This window comes from Chryseobacterium sp. MYb328 (assembly GCF_037572595.1).
GTDB classification, from domain to species: domain Bacteria; phylum Bacteroidota; class Bacteroidia; order Flavobacteriales; family Weeksellaceae; genus Chryseobacterium; species Chryseobacterium pennae.
The window spans coordinates 70,737-97,031 of record NZ_JBBGZQ010000027.1; the positions used below are offsets into that span (position 1 = coordinate 70,737).

Below are 26,295 nucleotides of genomic sequence, written 5' to 3' on the forward strand. Positions count from 1 at the left end.
GTGCTGTCAGACGATATTATAATGGATGTCGTTTTTAATTAAAATTAATTCAGTCTTTGAGTAATAGAGTTACAGGATAGGCTGGAAGCCGGAAGAGGGATGCTGGAAGTGCTGTCAGACGATATTATAATGGATGTCGTTTTTAATTAAAATTAATTCAGTTTTTGAGTAATAGAGTTACAGGATAGGCTGGAAGCTGGAAGAGGGATGCTGGAAGTGCTGTCAGACGATATTATAATGGATGTTGTTTTTAATTAAAATTAATTCAGCTTTTGAGTAATAGAGTTACAGGATAGGCTGGAAGCTGGAAGAGGGATGCTGGAAGTGCTGTGGGATGATGTTGTTATGAAAGATATTTTAATTAAATTCAGATAAAAAGTCAACAATTGATTTTTCAGCCATCAATAACTTCCACCTCCCAGCCTCCATCTTCCAGTCCAAAAATCCTACAACTTCTCATTCTCCAAAATCTTAATCACCAGCTTTTCCTCTTTTGTCAGATCGGCCTTTCCATCATTTTCTTCGATGATTTCCAGTTCGTCAAGATATTTTTTGATGGTATTGTTTTCGTAAAGATTGATTACTAAAGGGTGAACGTAATATTTTCTGCAGACTGTAGTTGTATTTCCGAGGTGTTGGGCAACAATGTCCAGGGCTTCTTTTACATTCTTTTTGTATTGAGTATCATTTTCAGCATATCCGATCTCTTTAAAAGCAATCAGGGCATTAACTGTTCCGGACCATGTTCTGAAATCCTTGGCTGTAAAATCTTCTCCGCTTATTTCTTTTATATAATCATTCACCATCCCGGAGTCAATAGAATGCCGGGTTCCTTCATCATCCAGATACTGGAAAAGCTCCCTGCCGGGAATCTCCTTGCATTTTTGTACCAGTTTTGCCAACCTCTTACTTCTGAGATCAACATGATGCATAATGCCTTTTTTCCCTTTAAATGAAAAAGTTATTTTTTGTCCCCTGATTTCAACATGTTTCCCCTTCAAGGTGGTTAACCCGAACGAACCATACAGTTTTTCATAGATTGTATTGCCAATACGGATATTGGTTCTCTGCATAAGACTGACAATAAGGGCGAGTATTTTCCGTTTTTCAAAATTCCTCAAAGCAAGATCCTGCTCTATATGAAGTCTGATATTGGGTAAAGCATACCCGAACTGAAGCATTCTGTAGAATTTTGTATGGTTTCTTAAAGCACTCCATAAAGAGTGATAGCGATATTGCTTTCTCTTTTTTATATCAAAACCGGTCGCCTGAAGATGACCATTTTCTAAAGCACAGATCCATACATTTTCCCATGCCGGAGGGATGACAAGCTTATTGATTCTGGTTATTTCATCCTTATTGCGGATCTTTTCTCCATCCTTATAATAAGAATATTTCTTTCCAGTTTTCTTACGTGTGATTCCGGCGGTTTCTGCATCGGTGGTATAAATAAGATGTACCGCCTTTGCAGAAGCTTCCGGATCCTTCATGATTTTAACAATCTTTGATGGCTTAAGGTGAGAAATAATCTCTAAATCTGTATTCTTCTCCATGGAAAATGGTTAAGAGTTTTTACCCTTCGAAAAAATCAGTAAAAGAATCACTACAATTATACAGACTAAGAAAATTCCCCACCACATTCCGGCCTTAAAAATTGTTCCTACTGCTTCACAACTTGTTAGTGTTAACAAACTTAATATCATTATACTGTAAAAGCTCCACTTTTTCATAGGTAATATTTTTGGTGTTTATTAAATTCTGAGCCGGTCAGCTTTCCAGTTTTTGATTGATCTTTTGATCTCATCTCCGGAAATGTTTTCATGCAAAGCTTTATATAAAAGCTCTTTAAACTCATCATCATACGTAAACCTCAGGGCTGCAATCTGGTCAAATCTTAACTTATCAGTTGTTTCATCAGACCTTTTATTAAAAATCTCAAAATACCGCTGCTTAAATTCAAGGATCACCATACGGTTCTGAAGTCCTAAAGCATAATGCTGTCTGGTCATAAACGCCAGATAAAAAAGCAGAAAAATCACGATTGAAAATAGAATCCAGATCAACTGATTACCGGGATCACCCCAAATTTTATAGATTCCTAAAATCTCCAGTATAATTAATAAAGGAAGATAAATAAAGTGATGAGGTGGATAGAATTTTCTGTGGTTATTATAGTTCTGCTGTTTCATAGGTGTAATGTAGCAATAATCTTTCCAAAAATTTATTATTTTAATATAAAAAACGTATTTTATGGTATGAATTCTATATTTTTCATAAAAATATAAGTTGAATTTTACTTTATCGTCTATGTATCTACGTGGTAAAAAATAAGTTTTTATTTAAACCACATAGACTAGAGTATTTGAAGATAAGGGTTTAATCACAGATTAGATTGAAGAATACAGATATATAAGATTAATCAAACTTTAAAAACTATATTTTATTTGCCACTAATACACGAATAAAGAATCATTCGTGCATTAGTGGCCATAAAAAACAAGGTTATCTGTATTCCCAATAAAAATTCATGAAAAAATAATATATCATTAGGAAAATAGGGACTTTATTTGGCTTTTCGACTTCAAATTTTTCGTAACTTTCGGTGTTTAAAAATGAAAAGAATGACTTCAAAGGAAAAAGTTGCTGCACTTCGAGAAGAAATGCAGAAAAATAATGTTGATGCATTTATAGTATATTCTGCAGATCCTCACATGAGTGAGTACCTTCCTGAAGAATGGCAGGAAAGAGCTTGGCTGTCAGGATTTTTAGGTTCAGCCGGTTTTGTAGTAGTTACGAAGGACAAGGCTGGGCTTTGGACAGACGGAAGATACTTTACACAGGCTGCCATTGAACTGGACGGTTCAGGAATCGACCTTTTCAAAGACGGAATAGAAGGAACTCCTAATTATATAGATTGGATTATTTCTGAAATTCCAGCCGGAGGTAAAGTCGCTGTAAATGCCTTAGCTGCTTCCAATGCCAATTGGGAACTGCTTTCTCAAAAATTTAATTCAAAAAATATTACCCTTGCTGATATTCCTCTTTTAAAGGAGGTTTGGAAAGAAAGAGGAACACCATCTGTAAATCCAATCTTTGTACACCCTGTAGAAAGAGCTGGTAAATCTGTAGCAGATAAACTGTCTGCCATTCGTCAGAAAATGGAAGATCAGGAAGCTACTGTTCATATTATTTCAAGTCTTGATGATGTGGCATGGACCTCCAACCTGAGAGGAAGTGACGTACAGAGTAATCCTGTATTTTTAGGATATATTGTGATCACTAAAAATGATGCTGTTCTATTCACTGGTCTTGAAAAACTTGAAGTAGAAGCAAGAAAACAAATGGATGATTCTTTTGTAAAAATGATGCCTTACGAAGAATTTTATAACTATCTGAAAGCTTTCAAAAATGAAAAAGTTTTGGTTTCTCCAAACAGCAATCAGCAGATTTTTGAAACATTGAAGGCAGATAACCAATTTATCAAAGCTCCGGTACCAGGAAATCTGATGAAAGCTCAGAAAAATGAAACTGAGTTGGAAGGTTTCAGAAAAGTAATGGTAAGAGACGGTGTTGCGATGGTAAAATTCCTTTACTGGCTGACTCACAATGCAGGAAAAGAAGCGATGAACGAGTATTCTATCGGTGAAAAACTGAGAGGATTCCGTGCTGCTGGTGAAAACTTTGTGGGAGAAAGTTTCGGATCTATTGTCGGATATAAAGACAATGGAGCAATTATGCACTATTCTGCCAAGAAAGAAGGAAGTAAAGAAGTAACCAATGAAGATACAATCCTGGTAGATTCAGGAGGTCAGTATCTTGAAGGAACTACAGATATTACAAGAACTTTTGCGCTGGGAATACCTTCTGAAGAGTTCAAAAGAAATTCAACACTGGTATTACAGGGATTGATCCGTTTATCTATGGTAAAATTCCCTAAAGGAACAAAAGGAGTACATCTTGATGCCATTGCAAGACTTCCGTTATGGATGGAAGGTAAAGACTTCAACCATGGAACAGGACATGGAGTGGGAAGTTTCATGAACGTTCATGAAGGGCCTCAAAATATCAGAAAAGATTTAAACCCTCAGGATCTTCTTCCTGGAATGGTTTGTTCCAACGAACCTGGATATTATCTTGAAGGTCACTATGGAATCCGTCATGAAAACCTTATCGCTGTAAAAGAAGCAGAGAAAACGATTCACGGAACATTCTATGAATTTGAAACATTGACGTTCTGTCCGTTCTTTAAAGATACAGTGATAAAAGAAATTCTTTCAGAAAGCGAAATCGCATGGCTGAACAGTTACCACAAAACATGTGAAGAGAAACTGGCTCCTTATTTGGAAGGAGAAGTGAAAGAATGGTTCTTACAACTCGTAAACCCATTGTAATAAAAACTAAAGTCAATATTGGGATAACCTTAAACATTGAACTTTATACTAAACAAAATAATTGTTAGATCAGTAAAAGTCCTGTAAGTTGTTGCTTGCAGGGCTTTTTTATTTACACAACCGTATTTTTACGGATAAAATTGTAGGGATTCTCCTGATGACGGGAAATACAGCTCTGTTTATCTTTGTATCAACAAAACATCATTCATATCTTCATATAATAACTTAGTTATTCAAAACGGTAGATCATCCCAACCTGGGATGATTTTCTTTTTTTAATGAGCTGGGGATAAAAAATGCAGTTTTATAGTTTTGAAGCTGGAGATTACGAAAGTCAAAAGAATAAGATATCCTTTTTTCATTTCAACTAATTTATAGTGGCTAAGAGTAATTGTATCTCTAACAGTAACTTCCAGCTCCCAACCTCCATCTTCCAGCTATTTCCCTCTAACTTCCTTCCTCCGGATTTAATTTTCTAATAAGTTTTAGTTATTTTCGCCGTATTAAGAAAACCTAGGTCAATGGTACATGATTTTTTTCGGAGTTTTAATCTGTTTTCAGAAAATGAGATTGAAGAGTTTTTAAAGCTTTTTGAAGTCAGAAAAGTCAGTAAGAATGAGTATTTTATTCAGGAAGGTGAAAAATGCAGGGAAGTGGCATTTATACAATCGGGGATTTTCCGGTCCTTTTATCTTTCTGATGATGGAAAAGATATGACCTATTGTTTCAGGTTTCCCAATACGATGATGGCTGCATATTCTTCATTAATTTCGGATTGCCTCAGTAAAGAAAGTATGCAGGCAATTACTGATGCAGAGCTGCTGGTATTAAAAAAGGAAAAGATGGATGCCCTGATACAGGATGATCTCAATTGGACCAGGTTTTTAAAAACCATTGCTGAACAGGAGTATCTTGAGCTTGAAAAAAGATTTTTCCAGCTTCAGAGAGACAGTGCCAGCCAACGGTATGTGGCACTTCTTAAAAACTATCCGGATTATATTCAGAAAATTCCTTTACAGTATCTTGCTTCTTACCTCGGCATTACACAACGGCATTTAAGCCGCATCAGGAAAGAGATTTCTTTTTAGACATTTGTCCTGTTTATTCGTTTCCAAGCTCTCTAATTTTGTCAAAAAAAATAGATGGAGTATAATATTCTGATTATTGGAGGAAACGGACTGGTGGGTAAAACAATTGCCCGCATTTTACAGGCGAGAAATCCGCATATTAATATTTTTATTGGCGGACGTAAAGACGGAAATACAGAAAGACATCTGAAAATTGATGTTACCGATCCCGCTTCTTTTAAAGGTATCGCTGATAAAAAAATAAACCTTATTATTCTTTCCGTGAACGATAAATCTGATAACGTTCTCAAATATGCTATCGCTCATCATATTGATTATCTGGATATCACGAAACCTACACCAGCTCTGGTAAAAGCTTATGATATTGCCGGAAAGGAAGACATTAACAGCCGGATTGTTTTCGGTTCAGGCTGGATGGGGGGAATAGTACCCGGATTGGTTAGTATTCTGTCAAAAGATACTAATGATATTCAGGGAGTAAAGCTCTTTGTTTACTATTCTGTTAAGGATTTGGCAGGGGAGAGCTCAGCTCATTTTATGGCAGAAAATGTTGCAGTACCCTTTCATGATTATAAGAATGATCAGCCCGTTTCTATCAGACACTTTTTAAATACTGAACGCTTTGATTTTTCTTTTGGAATAGGAAAGAGAAGTGCCTATAATTTTGATGTTCCCGATTTGTATATTCTGAACAGGGTTGAAAGAATTCCGAATGTAAGTGTAAAAATGACTTATAATTCTAAGTTTATTACCTGGCTGCTGGGGAGTTTTCAATATCTCAGAATCTTTGATATTTTATCATTAAAAGAAAGAAAAATGATTTTCGGATCAAGCGGAAATGGTGATCAGGCAGTGTTCGAAATTGTTGTAAAAGATAAAAACGGTGATAAAAAACTAAGTCTGCAGAGTACCAAAGGACAGGCTGAATTAACGGCCTTGTCAGCAGTTCTGCATACAGAAGAACTGTTCAGAAATCCGCATGAAAACAATTTGTATTTCGGACATCAATTGCATGAGCCTTTATCATTGCTGGCTCAGCTTAACGCTTATGAAACGATTAATACTAATATAACACAATGAAAAAAATAGCCATTATTAACGGTCATCCCAATAAAGAATCTTTCAATTTCGGAGTTGCAGAAGCATATAAAAACGGAGCCATAGAGGCCGGAGCTGAAATAAAAGAAATTACCATTGCAGAATTAAAATTTAATCCCAATCTGCAGTTTGGGTATCAAAAAAGAATGGAACTGGAGCCGGACTTATTAAATGCATGGGAGATTATACAGTGGGCAGATCATCTGGTTTGGGTACACCCTGTCTGGTGGGGAGGTTTGCCAGCCCTTATGAAAGGTTTTATAGACCGATTGTTTCTTCCGGGATTTGCCTATAAATACAGAGAAAACTCTTTATGGTGGGACAAGCTTTTAGCCGGAAAAACAGCCCATATTATCACAACAATCGATCAGCCGGGTTGGTATTACCGTTTTATGTATGGAAGACCAAGTGTTAATCAGCTTAAAAAGTCAACGTTGGAGTTTTGCGGAATAAAGCCTGTAAAGGTAACCTATCTGGGGATAATCCGGACTTCCAATGAAGAACAGCGCAGAAAATGGTTGGATAAAGTAGCAGAATTAGGAAGAAAACAACGGTAAAACTTCCACTTTACTATAGGAATCAGCTTTTACAAATTTATATATGAAAGTTTTGACAGGAAACCGGAAAAAAGAATATTTCCCGGATAGCATTTTTAATCTTATTGTATCTAACAATTTTGAATAACAGAATCTTCCGGTTTCCTTGATTTTTATTTTTACAGTCCCTTTTTTCCTTCTAACCAATATGCCTGTGATCTGATACATTGGGAGGAAATTCCTTTAGCTTTAAGAAATCTTTTGATCAGGGACATGGTAGTGCCGTTTCCGGTAAGATAAAAAACTACATTATTATTGTCAATAGCCTGCTTTTCTTCCTTCAGAAAGTCGGTTAACGCTTCGATAATATCTATAGTATTATTTTTAGGAATGTGGTAGCCATATAAGTTGAGGGCTTCCAATGCAGATGAATCGTTGAGTTCATGAAGGCATATAAATTGCTGGGCAGGTCCTTCTACAGCTTCTTTGATGGAGAGGGAACTTCCCAGTGATGTTTCATCACCTATGGAAAAATGGATCGCTGCATCCGGATCAAAAAAACGTTTTCCTCTCGGCATTAATATTTTTAAAGAATCCCCAATGGTAAGGCTGCTGATAAAATGACTTCCTGCTGCCACCGGATCATGCATGTGGAATAAGACATCAAAAGTTCCGGAATCTTTATTGAAGTTGAAAGGTGAATAATTACGGTAATCCCTGTCATTGATCCTGATTCCTATGGCATAAGCCGGCTCAAACTCAACATCCTGTAAATCCGCAGAGAAGCGTATACGGCAGAGATCAGCCGTTACAGATTCTATATCTGTAACTGTACATTCTTTAAACTTTGAGGACAATACACTTTCTACAGTATCATTGATCCATTTTGGCAAGCTGGGCATACTATTTTTTATTGCAAAGGAAGCATCAAAATTAAGATCATCCGATAGCCGTTTCAAGGAAATGATTGGACTATTCGTTGTTTTTTATGATGTTATTTGGATCGAAAGAACTAAAATTAAATATTATCTGTTCTTATCACGGAACTCTGAAGGAGGCTGGCCTTCCAGCTTAGAAAATAAACGGCTGAAATAAGTATGGTCATTATAGCCAATTTCATAAGCAATCTCCTTTATGGTAAGATGGGTAAAGACCAGTAATCTTTTTGATTCTATCAGAATTTCCTGATGGATCCAGTGCTGAGCTGATTTTCCTGTCACTTCACGAATAACTTCTGTTAAATATCCTCTGGAAATATTTAGTAGCGCTGCATATGCTGATGGACTTTTCATGGTTTTGAATTCTGCTCTCACCAAAGTTCTGAAGGCTCTGGTTAACTGTAGAGCACGGGGTTCATGAGCCGTTTTCACTCTGTTTTCATGCTTGTAAATAAAGGCAAACATTCCTGTTAAAGCATGAAGCTGTGACTGAACAACCAGAGATCCTTCTTTAGATCCAAGTATTTCATCCGATAAAAAGAACTTGAGAAGTCTGGCAGAAGTATTTATCTTTTCTCTCCAGCTTTTACTGACGGATAGAGGCTGAATTTCTACCAATAGCTCTTCAAATACAGAACGCACAGTTTCCGGAATCAATTCTGCTTTCACTGCTACAAACCATCCTGAAACGTCTTTCATCATTAGTCCCTGATGTACCTGGCCCGGTAATACACAGAAAATGGCTGGGTCCTGTGATTCAACAGTTTTAAAATCCACCATCATTTTTACATGACCACTTTCCATGCAGGTAAAAATATAATTATTGTCCCGGTGTATTCCTTTATCCAGTAGCATATCTTCAGACTTATGATCACGTTGTTCCATTCTCTCAACAAGAATACCGTGTTGGGAAATATCATTTAGATCATAGGTAGGAATTGCCTGCTTCATCTTTTAAACTGGTTTCACAAATCTACGAAATACAGGATGATTGCTGTATTCTTTGCTTCATTAAGTTTTATTTTGTCAACTAGTGTAATAAAAAAACGTGTATCGGTAGCAAGGAACGTTTTTTTAATTTGAGGAAGCAATTATTTTGCTTTTGAAAATGCCATTTTCACCGCCAGATAAGTAAGTACACTGGCCATAAACCACTTTTGAACTTTAATCCATGCAGGATTATTATTGAAAAATAGAGCAACTCTTGCAGCTGTCAAAACAATTAAAAAATTCACAGTAAAACTTACCAGTACCTGAACTACTCCAAGTTCCAGACTTTGGGTTAAAATAGAACCATATTCCGGCTTGATGAACTGTGGAAAAAATGACAGATAGAAAACAGCTACTTTCGGATTGAGAACATTTGTTAAAAATCCAATGGTAAAAAGCTTTTTAGGACCGTCATGAGTACCATTATGATCGATGTCAAAAATGTTTTTTGACTTCGGTTTAATGGCCTGATACGCCAGATACAGAAGATATACCGTTCCGATGGTTTTAAGAACTGTGTAGGCAAGCGGAACAGCTAATAATACAGCCGTTAAGCCAAAAGAAACCATGATGATGTGAAACATAAATCCACATACCACGCCCATTAATGAAATAAAACCGGACTTTTTACCCTGTGTTATCGATTTTGAAATCAGGTAAATCATATTCGGTCCCGGGCTGATCACCAGGATAAGGGCTGCCAGAATAAAGAATGAAAGATCTTGAAGTGGGATCATTAATTTTTATGCAAATGTCTTGTTTCTTGCAATAAGAGACAAGAAAATCATCATACTTTATATCAGTCTGGGATAAAATATAGCTAAGAGTCACTCCCAGCATCATTCATCCAGCTTCCAAACTTTTCAAATCCTAAAAAAGCGTAAATTAGCCAAATCAATCAATGAATTCTTTCCAGACAAATGTCGAAATTAAAAGCTACAAGAGAACAGAAGAACCTTACTCAGGAAGAACTTTCAGAAAAATCAAAAATCTCTGTCAGAACCATCCAGCGGATTGAAGCAGGTACAGAACCGAAAGGACATACTTTAAGAGCATTAGCGCAGGCATTGGAAATTGAAGAAACTTCATTACAGGAAACTTTTGTAATTCCTGAAACCAAACCCAGTGATGAGATAACCCTTGAGACTGCTCCCGAGGTGAAGGAAGAACTACAGCCTGAGATCAATTATTCTCTTGTCAAAATCATTAATCTTTCTTCACTATTATTTACCTTATTGCCCCCACTGAATATTCTTGTTCCACTTCTTCTGATGTTTACCATGAAGCAGAGAAATAATCTGGTGAGACAGATCATATCTGTTCAGATCATATGGACGGTGATGGCACCTGTTGTATTTATGTTGGGGATCTTTTTAAAGCTTGGAAGACAGTTTACTCTGGTTCTTATGATCGTCATTGTGCTCTCTAATATCTTTATAATCCTTCGCAACGCTATGGAAATTGACCAGAATAAGAAAATGTATTTTCGGCTGAATTTCAATATGATATAAATCCTGTCAGGACTTTGTCGGGTTTTTGTCGGGTTCTTTTTTAGGGATAAAATAAATGAAAATATAATCTTTGTCAAAAAATTAATCATGACAAAGACAGCTTTATTGAGTCTTCTTTTTTTCTTTCTGTTTTTTAATCCTATTCATGCGCAACTGCAAAAAACAGATCCTCTTTACAGAACGATTATATCAAAGGACAGTCTCCTTTTTTCGGTAGGATTTAATACCTGTAACAGTAAACAGGCAGAGGCTGTGCTCAGTGAAAATTTTGAATTTTATCATGATAAAGATGGCTTTTCAGATAAGAAGAAATTCATGACTGATTTTAAAAACGGACTTTGTAAAGCTTCCAGCGTATATCGCTATAAAAGGGTTTTAGTTGAGAAAAGCACACAAATTTATCCTATGTATAAAGAGGGAAAAGTCTATGGTGCTGTTCAGAACGGGGAACATCTGTTTTATGAAAGAGAAGGCAGCCAGGCTGAAAAACTGGTAGGGGAAGCTAAGTTTACAAATTTCTGGCAGCTGGAAAACAGCGACTGGAAATTGTCAAGATCATTGAGTTTCGATCATCATGCTAAAGAAACAATCGATCAGGGAATGGTTTTTAATAACGATCAGGAAATAGAAAACTGGTTGAAGGAAAATAAAATTCCAACACTTGGATTAGGGATTATTGAAGATGGAGAATTAAAACAGATCAAAGTTTTTGGTGATATTCAAAAAGGCATTCCAGCTCCGTATAATACGTATTTCAATGTAGCTTCTCTCACCAAACCTGTTACGGCAATGGTGGCATTACGTCTGGTAAGTCTTGGAAAATGGAAGCTGGATGAGTCTCTCGATGCGTATTGGATAGACTCGGATATTGCGAATGATCTAAGGCATAAAAAGCTCACAACAAGGCTCATTCTTTCCCATCAGACCGGATTTCCGAACTGGAGATGGATGAATGCTGACAAAAAATTAAGCTTTCAGTTTGATCCGGGTACCCAATATCAATATTCAGGAGAAGGCTTTGAATATCTAAGGCGCGCTTTGGAAAAGAAATTCGGAAAAACATTGGATCAGCTTGCCAGAGAGTTGATTTTTCAACCACTTCAAATGAACGATACTAACTATATCTGGGATCAGAATACTGACGAATCCAGATTTGCAATCGGATATAATGAAGAAGGAAAACCTTATCCGACAGAAAAAAATAAAACGGCCAATGCCGCTGATGATTTGCATACAACAATCGGGGATTACGGAAATTTTATGGTTAATGTAATGAATGGAAAAAATTTGAAACCGGAAGTTTTCCAGGAAATGATCAAAAAACAAATCAAGATAAGGGACGGTATATACTTTGGATTAGGTTTTGGAATTTATGATTTGGGAAATGGTAACTATGCTCTATCTCATAGTGGATCTGATCCCGGTACAAGATGCATTACTTTTGTATTACCAAAATCAGGGAAAGGAATTATCATCTTTACCAATACAGATAATGGTACTAAAATCTATGAAAAGCTGGTTCTTCATTATCTGGGTGAAGAAGGAAGGAAAATCGCTGATATAGAGAATAGATAATTTTTTTCTCGCAGATCAAACAAATTCTGCAGATTTTTTAGATCCGCTTCATCAGCGAAATCTGCATGAGATAAAATTAAACGTAAAGTTATCCATCCGCTTAGAAATATAACAGCTTGAATATAAGGCTTTGCGTTTTAAAAACATAATATTTTAGAAAAAACTAATAAGCATTCCCTATATAAAAAAGCCTGTCTTCAAAAGAAAAGACAGGCTTTATAAGTATTATTTCACCTTTTCCAAAAGATATAATTTTGCTCCGGAAAATGCCAGCTTAGGCATCAGATTACCTTCTAGCACCATCGTTTTACTGTTGACATCAATTACGGATATATAATTATTAGAATTGTATTCAATATAGTTTTCTTTTTCCTTGGTGATAGGATTTTTCCCGAATTCCAACGAGTATTTTACCCAATCTTCCTCATCAGAATTACAATGTACCGGCTTGAATTTAGATTTTTTAGCTTTAAAAATCATCTGATCAAAACCTCCTGTACATTCCGAAGAAAATGTGCTTTCAGGATTCAGGTCTTTGGTAAAATCTTCGAAAGAACCTTTATAAACACCTACTACCTTCCAGGTTCCATCTAAACGGTCTTCATCTATTTTGCCCTTTGCTTTGCTTACCGCCCAGCTAATCCCGTTAACTGTTCCTTTTACTGCCTTGTAGCCTATATTTACAGCTCCGGACACCACTTTAGTAGCTGTTCTTACCACACAGGAATTCAATACCAGAACAGCCGAAGCCAGAAATATCATTTTTTTCATATTGTCAAATTTTTTACGAAGATAAGGCTTTATGTTTAATGGGGGAGTAGAGGCTGGGAGCTGGAAGAGGGAGGCTGGAAGTTATTGAAGTGTAATAATGACTGGTTCTGTTTTTTAATTTGCTGGCAATATTTTGATGAATAGGAAGTAGGTAGTGGCTGGGAGCTGGAAGAGGGAGGCTGGAGGATATTGAAGTGCAAGCAATAACTGTTCTGTTTTCTTAACCTCACTTGCCTGGTTATATTGTAAACAAAAAAACAAGGCCGGTTGAATAGTAACTTTCAGCCTTCCGGCTTCCTTTCTTCTAATTTAAACTTTGTTGGCCAGCTTGTATTGTAAACTAAAAGACAAGGCCGGTTGAATAGTAACTTCCATCTTCCCTCTTCCGGCTTCCTTTCTAATTTAAACTTTTGTTGGTCATTTTGTATTGTAAACTAAAAGACAATGTCGGTTGAATAGTAACTTCCCACCTCCCTCTTCTGCCTTCCTGCCTTCCAATTCCCAGATTTTTTTCATAAGTTCGTTTGTTAAGAAATAATAACCATATGACTATCACTGTAGTTCTTTTATTAGTTTTCATCGTTTTTGCGGTAGTGTTCATTGGAATACTTGTCAGGCCACAGAAGATCAATACATTTTCCGGTACGGATTTTCAAACTCAGTTTTTAGATCAGTCTGCCCTTCAAAAAAGAGAGGATTATCTTACCAAGATGGATTCAAGACATCGTACGATAAGTATCGTTCTTCTGGTCTTCATGGTTATTGCTTTTTCCAGTCCTGTTGTGTATGCCTGGTTTGATACGCTGCATTATAAAGGAATATTAGATAAAGAAAGCTATGATATCCGCATTCGGGATAACAATCTGATGATGGGCGGAATGCTAGGAATGTGCGTATTGTTTTTCTTTATGATTTCACTGGTGAAAAGAAAGATGATACAAGGCTATAAGAGTGTGATATTAAGTCTGAGCCAGAAAGATTTTGAAAAAATGCTTGATATAAACCAATCGATGAACGGAGTAGACCGATTTACAATGTCACCTCCTTTTATTCTTAGCCAGTATGGGCTGCATGTATTTAAATTGGGCAGGGTACTTGCTTTTTTATGGGCAGATGTCACTGAGTTTAAAATGACCAGTGCGCCACGTGGAGGCTATTTCATAAGGATGAAGGTAAGAGGGAAATTATATTTTTTTACGATATCGGACCATACAATGTTGAATACACTCGAAGCCGAATGCAGACAACGGGGAATTACAATAGTATCGTAGATCTAGGTTTGTTTACTTTACCCAAGTTTTTACTGTTTCAAAGAAAAAATCATACAGCTTTTTGTCAATATTATTTTGATCGTGAATCCCTATATTATATTCTTTGAAGGCCAATGAGAAGGTAATACTATATGTTTTGGAGGTTTCTTCCGGCTGAAAAAGGTTACTCTGTGACAGGGTTTCAATGTATTGTTGAAATTGTTCCGGTGTGAGCTTTTTATACTTGGAAATCTCAACAGGATTCATGTTTTTGTCCTGTGAATGTCGGATGTAGTGAACGGTACCATCCTTTTTTATGGTTATACTTTCCCGGTCCCAGTCGTTAAGATTATAACGACCAATGTATAGAGAATCTGCTTTTTTAAAATCAATTTTATAGAACTTTTGGGGCTCATGATCTTGCTTGATCAAAAAAATTATCGGGTCATTGGAGGCTGGTATCTTATACTTTACTTTGGAATAATCATAATGCTTATTCAAAGAATCTGGCTTAAAAGAGATAACATCCTGTTTCAGATTATAGTTTCCCGATGTAAATTCCTTGGTGAGATAATCTCCCTGGTCATTCTGGTGATAAATATTAAATGTATGGTCATTATTTAACTGCAGCACTTCAGTAGAAGTACAGCAGCCATTGAATATAGGAAGCATAACAGATTGGGCAAGATAAGTTCCGGAAACACGATTGCTCTTATTACAGCTGTTCAACAGGATTGCTGATAAGAAGATGATGGCTGTTATTAATTTTACCCACATGATATTCTGCTTATTTATTCCTTTACAGGAGGAGCATATTTTTCAAAACCATACACAAGATGGTAATATAATTTGTTTTCCTGATACGTTTTTCCCATTGAAGTAACACTTTCTCCCTGTAATAACAGCTTTTTTTCAACCTGATTACTCTGATATTTTTTTAGCGTAGGCAGCAGATAAGAAACACCCGTTGTCTGCCATTGCTCATTATCATGAATGAACAGCCATTCATCTGCCTTTTTATTAAAATAGCAGGAGAGATTACCGCCGAGCTTTTTCGGGCCGGAATATTTCATCTTAAATCCCTTTTGGGTTAAGAGACTGTCTGTATTAACCTTTTTAGAAAAAAGCTTATACCATACCTCAGAAGATGTTAGAGTCTGTGCAGAAAACATGGATATTCCTGAAGTTAAGGCGATAAATAATAATATATTGATTTTCATTGGATTGAATTAATCAGTTTTCTTTTCCGGCTCTGTTTCCGTTTTTTCCTTTCTAAGCAATTTCCCTGTGGGGCTGAAATAATAATTTACATCATTTTTCTGGAAAAATAATTCCTGACCATAAAGATAGGCATCATTATATTCTAAAGGGAGAATGGTTTTCATCTGGAAATCCGATAAGCCAAATAAACCATTTTTCCGGATGATGATGGCAGTATCAGTTAAAGATACCAGTTCAATATCACTTAGTTTAATGATGTATTTTCCGTTTTTATCAATCACTCCGTACTGGTCTCCGATTCTGACGATAGAATAATACTGGTTTTTATCATTCATAAAATGAAACCCATGAATCTCATCATATAGAAACGGAACGAGAGTCTTATTTTGAATATCTATGATTCCCTTTTTACCATTCTTTTTTGCCTCAATAAGCGTGCTGTACATAGGATCAAGATCTTCGTATTCTATGGGAACCAAGATTTCATTTTTATCATTAACAATACCGTCGAGGTCATTTTTAGTGACCTTTATAAATCCATTTGATAAACCTATTGAGCTGTAAGTATTGTCTAAACCTATGACCCATTCTCCCTTACTGTTGAGAATCCCATACTTTTCTGTACCGGGAACATGTTCTTCCTTTCTTCTTCCGGATTCATCATATTCATGATCAGCTTTTGAAACCAGATAATAGCCGTCTGTATTATAAGTTGCTGAGCAAAACTGAGGTGGAACAACATTAGTCCCGTCTGAAAGATAATAACCAATATAGCCATTGGACTTAGAAATAGGATACAGCTCATCATACTTTTGAGCATTAAGCATAAGGAAGGAAGCAGATAAAAGTAAGGAAGCAGTTATTTTTTTCATCCGGGTTCTGATTTTTTGTCACTTCTTAAAATTACACATTATCAGGGATATTCTGTTCATCCTATTTTTTGTACTTTTAAAAATGAGATTAATAATGATGAAAATATTCCCTTTTATACTGCTGTTTCTGTTGGTATGCGCCTGCTCTCCCAAGGTGACCAGGCTGGCTGTTCCGGAAGATAAAGCAGATTTCGGAATCTCCAATCCTTCCAAAGCACTGTTTTTTGTAGAAAATGAAAGCATTATTGCATCAGAAGAACATATCAGCAATCATAAAGCAGTTGCAGACCATCTCTACAGACAGTTTGGAGGTGCTACAGAACGGGTAATGGTGGGCAGAACCAATGCTAAAGCCTTTAAATTTTCAAATGGAGCCACCACATGGTTTGTAAATGTTCAGTATTTTCCAAAGCGTACAGCGATGATTTTATTTGATGGAAAAAATGAACCCATCATTGAATACAATACCAAAAATTATGAACGTTTGGTGAAAAAATATTTATCCGAAGATCTGAAAAAGAGATCAGAAACTGATAAACAAAATCAGGCTGCCGAAAAAAAAGTCTCAAATGTCTGGAACTCCATAGATGCTGTTTCTTTTACTCCGGATCAGAAATATGCAGACCGGATTATTAATTACAGCAATACCACCTATTATCCTCTGACTTCTTTTGAAGACAGCGGAAATTGTAACGGACGCTTCATAAACATCATTTATCTGGATGAAAAACAGCAAAAAATAAGCTATACCAACAATATTACTTACAGGAACGGGAGAGTATTGGAGAATGTGTATTTACGGGATGGCATTGAAAGTATACAGAAGCATTATCTTAATAAAGTAGGACTATTGGATTCGATAGTGAATTCCGAGAATGGGAAAAGGGAAATGAAGCTTACTTTCAAATACCTGCCGGATCAATTTATCATTCATTCCAGCTGGGGAACCAGGGAAGAATTTCATTTGAATGGCAAAGGGCAGGTAGAGATACAATACAACTTCAATAAAAAAGATAAGATTACAAAAGAAACCTATTATACCTACGACAACCTCGGGAGAATACTGGTGGAAGATTGTATTTATGATGGTGAAAATCCTATCACCAATACCTATCAATATGATTCTGATACCAAAAGAATGTATTCAAAGCTGACCATCAAAGGAAAAGAAGGGAAAACAATTTCAGAAAATACATCTCAAATCATAGATGGAAAACAGGTCTTTACTGTTATTGCTGATGGGAAAATAGTAAACAAATCCGTTTCAACGCTGAACAGTAATTGTGAAGGAAAAGTGACCACTTATGACAGTCGGGGAACAGTCGTATCCGTGAGTGTTCAGAAAAGACGATGATGAATTATAAAACAACAAATGCTCAATAACCACATATGCTCAAAAAAAATTATTTACTTCTCTGTTTTCTATACATTCCAACACTGTTTTTGACCCAGACAAAGACCATGTATTTTGATTCCGGCTGGAAGGAAACCCAGAAATCAAATGCCATGTATTACCGCCCGCTTCCGTTTTTGAAATCAGGGACTTTAGAATTGCTCCGGGACTATTATGTGAAAGGAGATGTGCTTCAAATGCAGGGATACTTTGCTGGAGGAAAAACAAAAAATCTGGTAGGAGATGTCTTTTGGTATAGTTCTGATCAATATGATCATTCCGGATCTTCTTACATCAATAAAACCAAACAGAAAAAGCTGACCTATTACTTTGATGACGGCAAAATCTGGAAAACTGTAGAATACGGAGACAGTTTAAAATCAGGCAAAACTATAGAATATAAGCCGGACGGAAGTATTTTGGGCGAAGCCATTTATAAAGACGGTTATATTGAGTCCGGAACGGTAGGATATGTACATTCCGTTTCCGATTATAAGAGATACAATACAAAAACCGATTCTGACGAATTTATCAGTATACCACCCCAAGCAGGAACCCGGGAATATAAAAAGGTCTATTATTGGAAAAAAAATCTTAAAACAGCCGTAGAATACTCCTATCGTAACGATAGGGTAGTTAAGTCAAGACATTTTGATGAGAACGGAAATCTCATTCAGCAGATAGACAGTACTTCTTATTTTTATCCGGAAAAAGAGCTGAAGAACGGAAAATATTTCTATTACTATACTCAAAAAAGCGCTATAGCCGAGCCTCCTTCCTATATTGAATATAAAAGCTTTCCTTTTTCAGAAGTGAATATGGAGCAGGTGAGTTATATTGTTCAATATCGTGGAGCCCTCAGGTTTTTGGAAAAACATCCTGCTGATGATCTGTATAGGGAAGTAGAATACAATTTCTTTAAAGATAATGGAGCCGATTTTATCCAGTTAGAAAGAAATTATGATGATGCAATCTGGAAACCGATAGAAAAGTACAGGGATGATGAAGCTGTATTTATTTCTGTCTCTGATGTGGAAGCCTTATCCAAGGAGGCGGTCTTTCAGAGATTTTCCAAAAGAACATGGACGAATCTGTATTTTAAAAATAAACCTGTTTCTGAGCAGCTGTATCTCTCATCCTCCAATTTTATGGGAAAAAGAACACGGTATTCTTCGACCGGAAAAACAGAGATCAATGAAAAAGAATCCCAGCTCATTTACATTAGCCTGGCTCCCGGGAAATACATGATTCTCCGTAGAACCGGCGGATATTTCATCCCCAAAAGCTCCGGTGATGTGATTGAGGTTCCCAACTACGTTCAGGAATAATTTTCCCTATTAAAACTTAAAGATCATGAAACTTTCATTCAGAATATATTTCATTTTACCCTTTTTGGCTTCAGCCTGCCTGTTTTCCCAGGTTCGGCCTCCCAAACCTGTTCCCAGAATTATAAAACCAGGAGTTTCAATACCAGATCCTATTTTATATCCTAAATCTAAAATGTCTTCACGCGATTCTATTCAGCATGAAGTCAAAACACTCATGAGCAGGTATTATGACTGGAGTGATGAGAATACCGATCCTGAAACCGATCAGATTTTCGTTCTCCGTAAAAAAATAAAAGAGTCAAAAGGGCTACGTAAAACCCTCTATGAGTATTATCTGGCCAATATCTACACATCCTATATCAGTGATTACAGCTCAAGGATGAAGCAAAAAGATAGTACACCGCTTAGCGAACTCTCAGACGATTATAAAACCTGGGCTTTAAATGATTTCTACAGGGAAGCAGAGCAGTTGTACAGCCAGGTATTTTCCAATAAGCAAAAATTACAGGACGAAAAAACAGAACTTTGGAAACAGCTTATAGAAAATGAAGAATTCACAAAGTATAAACCTACTCTTTATGATCTTGTAGCAACAGATTATTTGAGATTTTTACAGAATCTACCCTTTGATTATGATCAGATTGCAAAGAAAAAGATCACAGAAATTAAAGAGGAGCTGCTGCAGTTTCACACCAAAGACTTAGATAAAACAGCTTTGATCTACCTTAAAAGCACGGAGATTGAAGGCGATGCAAAAGAGCAGTCAAACCAATTGATTGCATTGGCAGATGCTTTTCCTAAAGAGCCTTTTTCAGCCTATCTTCTTTATCAGGCAGCCATTCTTGAAAGGGAGGAAACCTCAGATAACAATTTTCTGACTGCCCATCAGCTCTGCCAAAGGGCTATTGATGATATTCCAGCTTCTAACTGGAACAGTCCCTGTAAAAATTTGATTAATTACTTTGAACGTTCAGATCTGGCCATCGAACTTCCGGAAAGGAATCTTCCAGGAGAATATATTCCTATGAAGACAACCTATAGAAATACCGATGAAGTAAAAATAGAACTGAGCAAGAGATCAGGTAAAATAGATTTTGATAAAGAACCTGTCTGGAGCGGATATTCTGTAAATGAAAAGCTGATTTCCTCTATCAATTCTACCTATAGTTATCAAAATTTCCGTACGGATATATTTCCGGTGAAAGAATTTGGGGATTACAGGCTTCATGAGACACTTTTGGCCATTCCACCCCTGGAAGAAGGATTGTATGAGATCAGAAGCTCTTTGGGAAATAATAACAACAGCAAGGTATTTGCCGTTTCAGACCTTTTTTATATAAAAAGATTTGAAGATAATACCAAGGTAACTTTACAGGCTCTGAACACCAAGACAGGGAAAAGCATGGGCAATGCAGAATACATCATGTATCAGAATATCAATGAATATGAACAGAAATATTCGGAGAAAAGAGAAAATAAACTGATAAAAACCGGAAATGGAGTCACTGATGCGTCAGGGATGTTTTCATTGCTAAAATCCAGGAATAGGGAATATGATGCCAGTATTATTTATTTTCCACAGACGAAAAAATATTTTGTCATTGATAGAGATTATCGTGAAACAAGAGGCCGAGAAGAAGAGAAGACCAAAAAGGAACCTGTGAAGAAGAACTTTATCATTTTTACAGACCGTGCAATCTACCGTCCCGGGCAGAAAATCTTTTACAAAGGAATTCTGGCGCAGGAATATTATGAAAAAACAAAGATCCTTCCTAAGCAGAAAGTGGAAGTAAGATTGGTAGATGTTAACTATAAAGAAATTGCTAAAACACAAGCTATTACTAATGAGTTTGGAAGTATTAATGGAGTATTTACGCTTCCATCCGAAGGAATCACAGGAAATTATTCTCTGGTGATGACTGCTGATCTGGGAGAAATTTCAGGGGAAAAGGAAGAGAATGTCATTTATGAGAATAAATATGTGAGGGTTGAAGAATACAAAAGACCGAAATTCCGCGTAAACATCAATCCTGCAAAAGAAGCATATAAGTTGGGAGATGAGGTAAAAGTAAGTGGGAAGGCAGAAGCTTTTTCAGGAGCTGATATTTCCGGAGCCAAAGTAAAATATGCAGTGAAAAGAAAGGGAATCTATTTCTCAAAAAACTATTTTGAAGATTATTATTTCCCAGCTTATAATGAAAAAGAGACTGAAATTACTCATGGAGAAATAACTGCCGACAATAATGGAAATTTCAGTATTTCATTTAAAGCAGAAGCAGATGAACTGGATCGTAAAAGTAAAATAAGAAACTATCAATATTTTGTATCTTTCTATGTAACTGATGGTAACGGAGAATCCCAAAGCAGTCAATCCATCATCAATATTGGTGATACAAAAGCTAAAATCAGTATTGAAGGCTCAGAGCAAATGCTCCAGAAAGAGTGGGAATCTGTAAAAATATCTTTGACTAATCTCAACGATCAGAAAATACAAGCTAAAGGAAAGCTAACCATTATTCCATTGAAAGAGGAGAACAAGATCCTGCTTCCTAAATTCATCAAAAAATCAGGGTACAACAGGTATAATTCCGAAGATTCTGAAGATAAAGTATTAGTACATTCCAGTTATGATAAAGAACTTTTTGATACCTATTTCCCATACATAAGTTATCCGTCGAATGGTGGAGTTAAGCCTAAAAAAGGAGAGCCTGTATTTTCAAAGGAATTCAATACTTCAGAAACTGAAACGGTAAGTCTCCATAAGAATCCCGAACCTGGAAAATATCTTTTAGAGGCAGAATCTGTTATTGGGCAGGATACCATCAAAACATTTAAGATTGTTGAAGTATTCGACAATGTTACTTTCAGAAACGGAAAGCAGTCTTATTTTGGGGTTCGTACAGATAAAGAGTCGTATATAGTGGGAGATAAAGCAATCATTACCTTTTATTCAGATTTTGAAGAAGGCTTTATGAATTACCGTTTTGTTCATGATGAAAAGAAAGATAATTATCAACAGGTGGCCATGAAGAATGGATCTGTAAATATTCCTGTTACCATTACTGATGCTGATCTGAAGGAAAGTCTGTACATTGAATATGACTTTATTCACGATAATGATTTCGCCAAAGGAACTTTAAAATTAGAGATTAAAGAAAATACGAACCGGAAACTTGAAATTACCACTCAGGTTTTCCGTGATAAAATTCAACCCGGAGTACCCGAAAAATGGGTATTAACCATTAAAGGAAAAGATAAGGAGAAAATTAATGCTGAGGTGCTGGCTTCTATGTACGATGCCTCTTTGGATCAGTTTGGGAAGAATGAATATCGTTTCACTCCTTATAACCCTAATCCTTCCAATGAATACAGAGATTACGACCCGTATAATAGGTCCCTTAATGACTTCCTCAGGGAGCTGACCTCTTCTAGCTCAATGAATTTTAACAGAAGCAGTGAAAGATATTCCTTGGAGTCAGATCAATTCTATCCTTCTCCAAAGGCCCCTTATTTTCAGAATACTTCTATCAGGGTTCTGGATTTATCAAATCCTACGTCAAACTCTGCAATGTATATATCAGAAGCATCACGGGATGAGGTTGTTGTAGTTGCATCAGGATATAAGCGGAAAGCAGAAAATAAAAACCCTGTTTATATTATTGATGGAAAACTGGCGGATAAAAATATTCCAGAGGAGGATATTGCAGAAACCAAAAAACTCAACCCAACTGAAGCTGTAGCTTTATATGGAAACAGTGCTGAAGGAGGAGCTATTGTGGTCACTTCTAAAAAAGCGATGAAAGAAGAATTGCTGAAAAATGTAAAAGCAAGAACCAATCTGGATGAGACCGCATTTTTCCTTCCTAATCTTTACACAGATTCAGAAGGTAACGTAAAGCTGGAATTTACTTCCCCGGAAGCCCTTACGCAATGGAAGCTTATTCTGTTTGCCCACACCAAAGATCTCAAAACAGGGTCTGCCGAATTTTTTACCAGAACACAAAAAGAGCTGATGGTAACCCCAAATCCACCAAGGTTCTTAAGACAGGGTGATAAAATTCAGCTTTCAGCTAAAATAGATAACCTGTCAGATAAAGAAGCAGAAGGAGACGTTATGCTGTATCTTTTTGATCCGGCAACCTCAAAACCATTAGATTCAGCTTTTGTAAATACCAATTCCCTGAAGAAGATCAATATTACTGCTAAAGGCTCTGCACAGGCAAGCTGGGATATTAAAATTCCTTATGCATTGGATCATGTAGGCTATAAAATACTGGCAAAAACAAAGAATTATTCCGATGGTGAAGAGAATATTCTTCCTATACTTTCGGACAGGATGCTGGTAACGGAAACTGTTCCGGTTTCTATCAAAGAAGGGCAGACTAAGACCTATACCATGAATGGATTACTGAATAATACATCTACTTCGGCTGTCAATTTCAATCTGAGTGTAGAGCTTACATCCAATCCGTTATGGTTTGCGGTAATGTCAATTCCTTATCTGAGAACTTTCCCACATGAATGTTCAGAACAGCTATTCAGCAGGCTGTATGGGAATATGCTTTCCACTTATATCATGAATTCCTCTCCAAAGATCAGGAAGGTTTTTGATGAATGGAATGACAAAGAAACACCATCCAATCCTTTAGAAGCTAATGAAAAACTGAAATCAATCCTTATTGGGGAAACTCCATGGCTAAGCAGGATTAAAGACCAGAAAGAACAAATGGAGCAGCTCGCCGTTTTCTTTAACCTGAATAAAATGCAGCGTGACCTTAAAAAAGCACAGCGTGACCTTGTTGACCGCCAAAATCCCGATGGAAGCTTTTCCTGGTTTCCTGGTGGTGGAAAAGACAAAACCATTTCCGGACATATCCTTGGCGGATTCGGAAAGCTGAATAAAATGCTGAAAGGAAAATCCGATGAATATTTTACCAGTGAAATCAAGCATGTGATCAAAAACAGCATCACTTATCTGGATAAAGAATATTATGACAAACTGATCAATGACCGAAAAACAAGTGATAAACTGGATGTAGGCGATTATGCCTCCTATTTCTACTACAGAAGCTATTGGAATGATACAGAAATTCCATCCGAAATGAAAAAAGTACTCAATACATTAGCTAATACCTATGTGAAGACCTTTGATGAATACAGTCTTTATCATCAGGCTATGATTGTTACCCTTTTAAAACGATACGGATATAATGACTTTGCTAAAAAATGTGTTGCTGATCTGAAAAAAGGAGCAAAAACTTCTGAAGAAAATGGAATGTACTGGGACAATAATATCTCTGGATGGTACTGGTATCAGGCTCCTATAGAAACACAGGCCATGCTGATAGAAGCCTTTTCAGAAACCAACCCGGAAGATGCAAAAAGTGTAGAAGAAATGAAGGTATGGCTATTGAAAAACAGACAGACAGAAGGCTGGGGAACTACAAAATCCACTACTGAAGCCGTATATGCTTTGTTAAACTATGGGAAATCTTGGCTGGATGCTGAAAAAGGAATCACCATGAAGCTAGGAAACGAAACCATTTTCCCTGCGAATGATCTTTCTAAAACTTCAGAAGCAGGGTTCTTCAAAAAATCCTATTCCTGGAAAGAGGTTACCCGTGAAAAAGCAACACTTGAAGTACAGAAAAAGAGTCCGGGAGTAGCTTGGGGCGGCATGTATTACCTGTATTATGAAGATATGGATAAGGTAATCGCTCACAACTCATCTGATGTATCTCTTGAGAAAAAGCTCTTCCTGAAGGTATTTGAAGGGAACGAAAGCAAACTTAAGGAAGTAACTCCGGAAAACCCTGTTAAGTTGGGAGATCTGGTAACGGTAAGGCTCGTAATCCGTACTGGAAAAGATATGGAATATATTCATTTAAAAGATATGCGGGCAAGCGGTTTCGAGCCTGTCAATGTCCTTTCTGCCTATAAATGGCAAAACGGAGCCGGTTATTATGAAAGTACCCGGGATGCGGCGACTCATTTCTTTTTTGATTCCCTGCCAAAGGGAACTTATGTCTTTGAATATGAATTAAAAGCCAATAATGCCGGAGATTTTTCCAACGGAATTACTTCCTTCCAGAATATGTATGCACCGGCTATGAGTGAACATTCTGAGGGGATGAGGGTGAAGATTGTGAAATAGAGTAGGAAGGCTGGAAGATGGAAGATGGAAGATGGAAGATGGAGGCTGGAAGTTACTTTTAGTTATTAATTACTGATTGTCCATATAAAAGTGATTTTAAAAAGGGTGAAAACAGAGGTATTGTTATTCCTGGAGATTTTCAGAGTCTTTTTCTTCCGGCTTCAAAAGCTTAATAAAAATAGGAAAACATTTCATTCCTGCTTAGGGTTGTATTACATTTATGGTTTCAAATAAAAAACTAATGAAGCATTCTATTGTAGTATTATTATTGCTATTGGTCGTTCTGCCTGTCATTGTGGCGTGTAAAAAAAACGGAACGAAGAACCTTACAGATATTGAGCAGATAAAATTTGAAAACTTTTCACCGGAAGAATTTTATCAAAGCCACAATATTCTCAATTCAGCAAAGGTGAATGTAGACTCCCTGAATGCTTATAATAAAGGTGTATTAACAGGAGCATATCAAATAAATACCTTTGATATTGATCCCAAAAACTATGTTTTCTATCCGGATTATACCTATTACAGCCAAAACAGTGAAATGTTTGATCATATCACAGAAAAAGAGATCAAAGAAGAAGGAATAATGGGAGGAATTCCTGTGCCGGAAATTGCTTTTTTCAGGAATATTAAATTCAATTATGCCCATTTCATTCTGGATCAGAAAAGCAGGAAGGTTGTGGGGTGCATTTTCAGTACCATTCCGCATTCGGAGGTCAATTATTATCAGAAAAACATGGATTTGGCACGTAAAGAACTAGGCAAACCTCAATATACTTATAATGGTTTTAGTGATGATGAAGGCGGACCGGTTCATTATCCATTGGTATATGATATCTGGATCAGGGATGGAAAAATGATTCAGTTCAATAAGGATATCAGGGATGAAGGCGATAAACAATACGAATATATCACATTGCTGATCCTCAATGAGAATTTGATTGATAGCTTTGATAGCAGCCAAAATCTACGTTTTACGATCTTTAAAGACTTTTTTGATCCGGACAGATCAAGAAGACACATGCTGGAAGGAACTCTTATGAAACGTTTCGGAAAAAATGATCTGGAGAAAGCCTCTGAAATGATGAGAAAACATCTTGATTCAGTGAAGAAATAAATGAATAGCTGATAAACAGGGAGTTTTACAGCGCTTTATAAATCAGTTTCGGGGGGGGGGGG

20 protein-coding genes are annotated in these 26,295 nt (G+C 36.6%); 11 read left to right on the forward strand and 9 right to left on the reverse strand.

All coding sequences use genetic code 11. The annotated features are described in order from the left end of the window. Nucleotides 1-446: 446 nt before the first annotated feature. Both WH267_RS21590 and WH267_RS21595 read right to left on the reverse strand, forming a co-directional pair. Nucleotides 447-1,553, reverse strand: a complete 1,107-nt coding sequence (locus WH267_RS21590) for a DNA topoisomerase IB (RefSeq protein ID WP_340010901.1) — start codon at nucleotides 1,551-1,553, stop codon at nucleotides 447-449. Nucleotides 1,554-1,751: 198 nt separating this feature from the next. Next, nucleotides 1,752-2,189 carry a DUF6526 family protein gene (locus WH267_RS21595; RefSeq protein WP_340010903.1) on the reverse strand — a complete coding sequence of 146 codons (438 nt, stop codon included), beginning with the start codon at nucleotides 2,187-2,189 and terminating at the stop codon, nucleotides 1,752-1,754. A 432-nt stretch (nucleotides 2,190-2,621) separates the two neighbouring features. Here WH267_RS21595 and WH267_RS21600 point away from each other — a divergent pair, with 432 nt between their 5' ends. From WH267_RS21600 to WH267_RS21615, 4 genes are all read left to right on the forward strand, one after another. Continuing rightward, a complete protein-coding gene (locus WH267_RS21600; protein WP_340010904.1) occupies nucleotides 2,622-4,391 on the forward strand; it encodes an aminopeptidase P family protein in 1,770 nt (589 codons plus the stop codon). A 521-nt stretch (nucleotides 4,392-4,912) separates the two neighbouring features. Next, nucleotides 4,913-5,479 (forward strand): Crp/Fnr family transcriptional regulator, encoded by a 567-nt coding sequence (locus WH267_RS21605; RefSeq protein WP_123318372.1) that lies wholly within the window; start codon nucleotides 4,913-4,915, stop codon nucleotides 5,477-5,479. A 54-nt stretch (nucleotides 5,480-5,533) separates the two neighbouring features. Next, entirely contained in the window at nucleotides 5,534-6,559 is a 1,026-nt protein-coding gene (locus tag WH267_RS21610; protein ID WP_340010906.1) for a saccharopine dehydrogenase, read from the forward strand. Next, nucleotides 6,556-7,134, forward strand: a complete 579-nt coding sequence (locus tag WH267_RS21615; protein WP_340010908.1) for an NAD(P)H-dependent oxidoreductase — start codon at nucleotides 6,556-6,558, stop codon at nucleotides 7,132-7,134. Before WH267_RS21610 ends, WH267_RS21615 begins: the two co-directional genes overlap by 4 nt. A 158-nt stretch (nucleotides 7,135-7,292) precedes the next feature. Here WH267_RS21615 and WH267_RS21620 read toward each other — a convergent pair whose 3' ends face one another. The 3 genes from WH267_RS21620 to WH267_RS21630 form a co-directional block, all read right to left on the reverse strand. After that, entirely contained in the window at nucleotides 7,293-8,015 is a 723-nt protein-coding gene (locus WH267_RS21620) for a siderophore-interacting protein (protein ID WP_340010909.1), read from the reverse strand. A 123-nt stretch (nucleotides 8,016-8,138) separates the two neighbouring features. Beyond that, complete coding sequence (locus WH267_RS21625) at nucleotides 8,139-9,002, reverse strand: helix-turn-helix domain-containing protein (protein ID WP_340010911.1); 864 nt, start codon at nucleotides 9,000-9,002, stop codon at nucleotides 8,139-8,141. 140 nt (nucleotides 9,003-9,142) lie between these two features. Further along, nucleotides 9,143-9,778 carry a LysE family translocator gene (locus WH267_RS21630; protein ID WP_340010913.1) on the reverse strand — a complete coding sequence of 212 codons (636 nt, stop codon included), beginning with the start codon at nucleotides 9,776-9,778 and terminating at the stop codon, nucleotides 9,143-9,145. A 183-nt stretch (nucleotides 9,779-9,961) separates the two neighbouring features. Here WH267_RS21630 and WH267_RS21635 point away from each other — a divergent pair, with 183 nt between their 5' ends. Next, nucleotides 9,962-10,552: a helix-turn-helix domain-containing protein gene (locus WH267_RS21635; protein ID WP_340010915.1), complete on the forward strand. Its 591-nt coding sequence runs from the start codon at nucleotides 9,962-9,964 to the stop codon at nucleotides 10,550-10,552. A gap of 87 nt (nucleotides 10,553-10,639) precedes the next feature. Further along, complete coding sequence (locus WH267_RS21640; protein WP_340010917.1) at nucleotides 10,640-12,127, forward strand: serine hydrolase; 1,488 nt, start codon at nucleotides 10,640-10,642, stop codon at nucleotides 12,125-12,127. 225 nt (nucleotides 12,128-12,352) lie between these two features. Here the strand turns inward: WH267_RS21640 and WH267_RS21645 are convergent, their stop codons facing one another. Further along, a complete protein-coding gene (locus tag WH267_RS21645; RefSeq protein WP_340010919.1) occupies nucleotides 12,353-12,898 on the reverse strand; it encodes a hypothetical protein in 546 nt (181 codons plus the stop codon). A gap of 545 nt (nucleotides 12,899-13,443) precedes the next feature. On the opposite strand from WH267_RS21645, the gene WH267_RS21650 reads away from it, so the two are divergent. Continuing rightward, on the forward strand, nucleotides 13,444-14,169 hold the full coding sequence (locus WH267_RS21650; RefSeq protein ID WP_123947336.1) for a hypothetical protein: 726 nt from the start codon (nucleotides 13,444-13,446) through the stop codon (nucleotides 14,167-14,169). 12 nt (nucleotides 14,170-14,181) lie between these two features. Here WH267_RS21650 and WH267_RS21655 read toward each other — a convergent pair whose 3' ends face one another. The 3 genes from WH267_RS21655 to WH267_RS21665 are packed head-to-tail and all read right to left on the reverse strand — an operon-like array spanning nucleotide 14,182 to nucleotide 16,241. Next, a complete protein-coding gene (locus tag WH267_RS21655) occupies nucleotides 14,182-14,925 on the reverse strand; it encodes a hypothetical protein (RefSeq protein ID WP_340010921.1) in 744 nt (247 codons plus the stop codon). Nucleotides 14,926-14,939: 14 nt separating this feature from the next. Further along, complete coding sequence (locus WH267_RS21660) at nucleotides 14,940-15,368, reverse strand: hypothetical protein (protein ID WP_340010922.1); 429 nt, start codon at nucleotides 15,366-15,368, stop codon at nucleotides 14,940-14,942. Between the two features lie 9 nt (nucleotides 15,369-15,377). Beyond that, the gene (locus WH267_RS21665; RefSeq protein ID WP_340010924.1) at nucleotides 15,378-16,241 is read right to left on the reverse strand and encodes a WG repeat-containing protein; all 864 of its coding nucleotides are present in this window, start codon (nucleotides 16,239-16,241) and stop codon (nucleotides 15,378-15,380) included. A 94-nt stretch (nucleotides 16,242-16,335) separates the two neighbouring features. On the opposite strand from WH267_RS21665, the gene WH267_RS21670 reads away from it, so the two are divergent. From WH267_RS21670 to WH267_RS21685, 4 genes are all read left to right on the forward strand, one after another. Continuing rightward, complete coding sequence (locus WH267_RS21670; protein WP_340010925.1) at nucleotides 16,336-17,595, forward strand: hypothetical protein; 1,260 nt, start codon at nucleotides 16,336-16,338, stop codon at nucleotides 17,593-17,595. A gap of 89 nt (nucleotides 17,596-17,684) precedes the next feature. Next, nucleotides 17,685-18,962: a hypothetical protein gene (locus WH267_RS21675; protein WP_340010927.1), complete on the forward strand. Its 1,278-nt coding sequence runs from the start codon at nucleotides 17,685-17,687 to the stop codon at nucleotides 18,960-18,962. Between the two features lie 25 nt (nucleotides 18,963-18,987). Further along, nucleotides 18,988-25,116: an alpha-2-macroglobulin family protein gene (locus tag WH267_RS21680; RefSeq protein ID WP_340010928.1), complete on the forward strand. Its 6,129-nt coding sequence runs from the start codon at nucleotides 18,988-18,990 to the stop codon at nucleotides 25,114-25,116. Nucleotides 25,117-25,357: 241 nt separating this feature from the next. Further along, nucleotides 25,358-26,233, forward strand: a complete 876-nt coding sequence (locus WH267_RS21685) for a hypothetical protein (protein ID WP_340010929.1) — start codon at nucleotides 25,358-25,360, stop codon at nucleotides 26,231-26,233. Nucleotides 26,234-26,295: the final 62 nt, after the last annotated feature.